Source organism: Bacillota bacterium, from assembly GCA_013314855.1.
Taxonomy (GTDB): domain Bacteria; phylum Bacillota; class Clostridia; order Acetivibrionales; family DUMC01; genus Ch48.
The window spans coordinates 1-5,428 of the sequence record JABUEW010000187.1; the positions used below are offsets into that span (position 1 = coordinate 1).

At 37.7% G+C, this 5,428-nt stretch carries 5 protein-coding genes; 1 reads left to right on the forward strand and 4 read right to left on the reverse strand.

All coding sequences use genetic code 11. From position 1 onward, the window contains the following. The first annotated feature begins 203 nt into the window (after nt 1-203). Nucleotides 204-764, forward strand: coding sequence for a helix-turn-helix transcriptional regulator (locus tag HPY74_19490; GenBank protein NSW92792.1), 561 nt, complete (start codon nt 204-206; stop codon nt 762-764). Here the strand turns inward: HPY74_19490 and HPY74_19495 are convergent. The 4 genes from HPY74_19495 to eno all read right to left on the reverse strand — a co-directional run bounded on the left by HPY74_19495 (nt 715) and on the right by eno (nt 5,313). Beyond that, the gene (locus HPY74_19495; protein NSW92793.1) at nt 715-1,185 is read right to left on the reverse strand and encodes a DUF523 domain-containing protein; all 471 of its coding nucleotides are present in this window, start codon (nt 1,183-1,185) and stop codon (nt 715-717) included. The two genes, HPY74_19490 and HPY74_19495, sit on opposite strands and share 50 nt — an antisense overlap. Nucleotides 1,186-1,217: 32 nt before the next feature. After that, nucleotides 1,218-3,473, reverse strand: coding sequence for a ribonuclease R (gene rnr / locus HPY74_19500; GenBank protein ID NSW92794.1), 2,256 nt, complete (start codon nt 3,471-3,473; stop codon nt 1,218-1,220). A gap of 173 nt (nt 3,474-3,646) precedes the next feature. Then, complete coding sequence (gene secG / locus HPY74_19505) at nt 3,647-3,883, reverse strand: preprotein translocase subunit SecG (GenBank protein NSW92795.1); 237 nt, start codon at nt 3,881-3,883, stop codon at nt 3,647-3,649. 128 nt (nt 3,884-4,011) lie between these two features. Further along, entirely contained in the window at nt 4,012-5,313 is a 1,302-nt protein-coding gene (gene eno, locus HPY74_19510; protein NSW92796.1) for a phosphopyruvate hydratase, read from the reverse strand. Between the last annotated feature and the right edge of the window lie 115 nt (nt 5,314-5,428).

The window sequence follows — 5,428 nt, forward strand, 5'->3', positions numbered from 1 at the left end:
GGTTATAGTGTTATCCGATGACTTAAACGTATGGTTAAATTTATGTAATATTATTATATAATTGGATAAAATTACTAACGCAGCCACTATTAATGGATAAGAATAAAATTTTCATGCTTCAGCTCTGCGAAGATTTTACAGTAATTGCATAATAATATCTGATAGGATATAATATATAAAAACAAAAATAAGGAGCGGTTGAAGTGATAGATAACGGTCCTCCGCCTATAGGCAGGAATATAACCAATATCAGGAAACAGAAGAATATGAGTTTGGACGAGCTTTCCAAGAGGTCGGGTGTTTCAAAATCCATGCTGTCGCAAATTGAACAGGGAAAGACAAACCCTACCGTTATAACAGTATGGAAAATAGCTCGTTCTTTAGATATACCTGTGTCGGAACTAATAGAAAGCAATGGTGATTTTCCCATAGAAGTAATTAGAAAGGATGATGCGCCTGTAATTTATTCCGATGACCGTTCTGTTAAATTCAGAATTAATTCACCTGTCCATATGACAGATAACCTTGAACTTTATCACATAACATTTAAACCCCAAGGAAAAAATAAATCTAACCCCCATTTTCCAGAAGCCGAAGAATTTTTTACTGTTATTTCCGGCAGGTTTAGAATAACATCAGGGAATTATTCTGTTATTGTTAATGAAGGTGATACTGCCCGTTACCGGGCTGACCAGGAACACATAATTGAAAATATTACCGATTTCCCGGCAGAGGCATATTTGGTAGTGCACTTTCCAAAGTAACCTTGATTCCATTTCTTTGCAACAATTCAGTTGTGACACCGTTTCCTTCTACAACTTTACCCGAGAAGGTACCGTCATATATTGCCCCGCAACCGCATGAAGGGCTTTTAGCCTTTAAAATAGCTTCTTCTGCTCCAATAAGCTTCGCAATTTTCAATACCTCCAGGGCCCCTTTTATAAGTTCGCTAGTAACATCCTTACCATCTTTAGTAATTACTCTTGCCTTACCATCCAATACATCAGCACCAGTCCCACCGACAATTTCACAAGGCCGCCTAGGTGTAGGACATCCTCCTAGCTGCTCCGGGCATATTGGTATAGCTTCGCCTCTTGAGACCATATCAGCAACAACTTTATTATAATTATTTTCCCCATTATACTTACAATTCAATCCTGCCAGGCATGCACTTACGATTATCATAGAATATCAACATCCTTCTACCTTAATGTATGCTACTCCTCATTTTCTGTATGGGTATTTTTCTTTTCCTTTTTCTTACTGCTTTCCTTACTGTTTTCCTTACCGCTTTCCTTCTGTTTTTTCCCTGAGGCTTTTCTTTTACTTTGCGGCTTTCTCTCAATCACAAACTCTACCTGTCTCGCTATCTTGTCTGTCCTTACCACCCTTACCTCAACTATATCCCCTATTCTATATTGTTTTCCTGTCCTTTCTCCAATGAGGAAATAACCCATATCATCAAGAATATAATAATCGTCTTCCATGCTCGACAATTTTACAATGCCCTCAACAGTATTACCCAATTCAATAAACATGCTGAAATTAGTAATACCCGTAATTATACCTTCAAAGACATCCCCCAGGTACTGCTGCATATATTCAACTTTTTTGAGGTCTTCTACCGCCTGCTCTGCATCTTCAGCCAGTCTTTCCCTTTCAGAACACTGTTTTGCAATATCAGGAAGCTTCTCAGTATAATACCTTTTTCTATCATCATCCATTTTGCCTTTGATAACTTCCTTCATTATTCTGTGGATAATTAAATCAGGATATCTTCGTATTGGTGAAGTAAAGTGGCAATAATACTTTGATGCCAAACCAAAGTGTCCCACATTCCGTTCACTGTACTTCGCTTTCTGAAGGGAACGCAGCATCATAGTACTTACAAGTCTTTCTTCCTTTTTACCTTTTACTTCTTCAAGCAGTTTCTGAAGCGCACTGGGATGTATATCACCGGATCCCTTGAGGCGGTACCCTAATATACGCGCAAAATTACTGAAATTAATAAGCTTTTCCTTATCCGGATCTTCATGAATTCTGTATACAAAAGGAGAATCAAGCCAAAAGAAATACTCTGCTACAGTCTCATTACATACAATCATAAATTCCTCGATGATTTTTTCCGCAATCGTAGGGTTAAATTTCATTATATCGGCTATCCTTCCCTCTTCATCCAATACTATTCTTGCTTCTCCAAAGTCAAAATCTATGGCGCCCCTGGCCATCCTTTTTTCTCTAAGTATAAGAGCCAACTCCTCCATTACCTGCAAATCGCCGATAAGATGGGAATACTTGCTGCAAACTTCTTGGTCCTTTTCTTCCAATATTTTATAAACATTTGTATAAGTCATTCTTTCAGTAGTATTTATAACGCTTTCGAATATTTCATGGTCGACGACATTGCCCTTCGAGTCAATGGTCATAAATACTGAAAATGTCAATCTATCCACACCTGGGTTTAAGCTGCATATCCCGTTGGATAATTTGGGCGGAAGCATAGGTATAACCCTGTCCACAAAATATATGCTTGTCCCGCGTTTTAAAGCCTCTCTGTCCAATGGAGAACCTTCTGTAACATAATAGCTTACATCAGCTATGTGCACACCAAGCCTGTAAATCCCTTCAGGAGTTTTTTCTATTGATACTGCATCATCCAAATCCTTGGCATCTTCACCATCAATTGTAATTATTCTTAAAGCCCTCAAATCCCTTCTTCCTTCCAATGCCTCTTCCGGAACCGAATCTTCTATTTTTAAAGCTTGCTGGATAACATTTTCGGGAAACTCTTCAGTCAGGTGAAAGGCTCTTATTATGGACAGTACATCAGTATTAGGGTCATCCTTATCTCCAAGGATCTCTATTATGCGCCCTTCAGCGTGTTTTGTCTTTTCAGGCCATTTAGTTATTTCAGCAACCACTTTCTGTCCAGGGATCGCTCCTCCTGTCTCTTCAGCAGGAATTAGTATATCCTCTGTTATTCTTTTTTCATCAGGTATCACATATAAAAAGTGGCGGCTGCTAAAGAGAGTTCCAACCACCGTTTGATTGGCTCTTTTAAGAATCTTGACAATTTCCCCTTCATCCTTTTTATTAAAAGAATCTCTCGATAATATTTTAACTAACACTCTATCGTCATGCATTGCCCCGTGTAAAAAATTAGGAGAAATATATACATCTCCCATATTAGCAGTATCGGGAATAACAAACCCAAATCCCCTTTCATTCATTTGCAGCCTACCAGGTATTAAATTAAAATGTTCGGGCAATCCATACCTGTTTTTGTTTGACTTAACTATTTTCCCTTCTGTCTCTAATTCTTCAAGTACCACCTTGAACAAATCGGTATCTGATTTAGGAACACCCAATACAAAGGCCAATTCTTTAAAAAGAAGAGGTTTGTATTCTTCGCTTTCCATAAAGGATAATATTCGTCCTTTTCTTACATCTTTTGTTATTTCTGATTCCATCATGCACCTCATTTCATTTATTAAAACAATAATTTAAATATTTTTTGAGAGGTTCCTTTATAATTTCTTCCGGGCATGTCTCAAAAATATTATTCTCCTTATCATTTAATTGTAAAAAAACAAGGGAACCGTCCCCTTATCTTGGTCCCCTTGTATTACTTGTCTTCCCCTTGTTTTTATTTCAGTATTAAATACAGTATTATAGATGTAATTAAAAATGCTACTGCCGCAATAGTTGTATACTTACTAAGCATTGCATCTATTGTTCTTCCCTTATTCTTGCCAAAAAATGTCTCTGCACCTCCGGCTATTGAACCTGAGAGCCCCGCCGACTTTCCTGACTGCAGCAATACAATTATTATTATAGATAAAGCAATAATTATATGCAAAATATTCAATATCAATGCACCGATACCCAAACCAACACCTCCAATAACAACAAGATAACCAGCCCGGCAATTTACTAAATATGTTTCAGTTTATTTTAACATACATAGTCTCATATAGCAATAGCAAAATCTATAATTAAATTCGTATTATATTATTTATTTTTCAAGTTAAACCATGCATTCAGTCCTAAATATTGGGCTGCATTTCCTAATTCTTCTTCTATCCTTAAAAGCTGATTGTACTTGGCAACACGGTCAGTTCTTGAAGGCGCACCTGTTTTAATCTGTCCTGCATTGGTCGCCACTGCTATATCGGCAATAGTTGAATCTTCAGTTTCACCCGATCTATGCGAGACAACGGCTGTATATCCTGCCCTGTTTGCCATTTGAATCGCATCAAGGGTTTCGGTAAGGGTACCAATCTGGTTTACTTTAATCAGTATGGAATTTGCTACTCCAAGGTCAATCCCTTTCTTTAACCTTTCAGTATTAGTAACAAAAATGTCATCCCCTATAAGTTGAATTTTATTTCCTATTTTATCGGTAAGAAGTTTCCAGCCTTCCCAGTCTTCTTCTGCCAGTCCGTCTTCCAGGGATATAATAGGATATTTCTCAACTAAGTTAGCCCAGAATTCTACCATTTCTTCACGTGTCTTTCTTAAGTTGGATTTCCAGAATAAATATGACCCGTCATCCTGGTACATTTCAGTAGCAGCAGCGTCTATTGCAAGCCTAAAATCATCTCCCGCATTATATCCTGCTTTCTCTATAGCTTCCAGTATAACCTGAATTGCCTCTTCATCAGTTTTAAGGTTGGGTGCAAATCCACCTTCATCACCTACAGAAGTACTATACCCTTTATCTTTCAACACTTTCTTTAAGTTGTGGAAAACCTCCGCGCACATCTGAAGTGCTGTCTTGAAACAACATGCACCTACCGGCATTATCAAGAATTCCTGGATGTTTACGCTGTTATCGGCATGTTTCCCACCATTTATAATGTTCATCATAGGTACGGGCAACACCTTTGCATTAACGCCCCCTATGTATTGATACAAACTTAACCCCAATGATTCTGCTGCTGCCTTTGCAACAGCCAGAGAAACGCCCAGTATGGCATTTGCGCCAAGCTTACTTTTGTTAGGAGTACCATCCAACTCAACCATTAAATTGTCTATGGCAACCTGGTCATAGACATTCATTCCCTCAACTTCTTCTGAAATAATTTTGTTTACGTTTTCTACGGCTTTTTGTACACCTTTTCCCAAATATCTATCTTTATCGCCATCTCTCAATTCAACTGCCTCAAAAGCTCCTGTTGAAGCCCCTGAAGGTACAGCAGCCCTTCCAAGAGAACCATCAGCAGTTACCACATCCACTTCAATGGTAGGATTTCCCCTGGAATCCAGGATTTCTCTTGCAAATATACTATCAATTTCTAAATAAAAGCCCATGTTTATTCTCCTTTCAACTTAAAATATATTGTTTACAGTTTTCGAATAAAATAAATATTAAATTTAACCATTATATAGGATACCCCAAAAAATAAAAATTGTAAACATTATTTTT

Excerpts from the sequence above, each read along its gene's own strand:
- HPY74_19495 (NSW92793.1), bottom strand. The coding sequence starts at position 1,185 with ATGATAATCGTAAGTGCATGCCTGGCAGGATTGAATTGTAAGTATAAT.
- rnr (NSW92794.1), bottom strand. The coding sequence starts at position 3,473 with ATGATGGAATCAGAAATAACAAAAGATGTAAGAAAAGGACGAATATTA.
- eno (NSW92796.1), bottom strand. The coding sequence starts at position 5,313 with ATGGGCTTTTATTTAGAAATTGATAGTATATTTGCAAGAGAAATCCTG.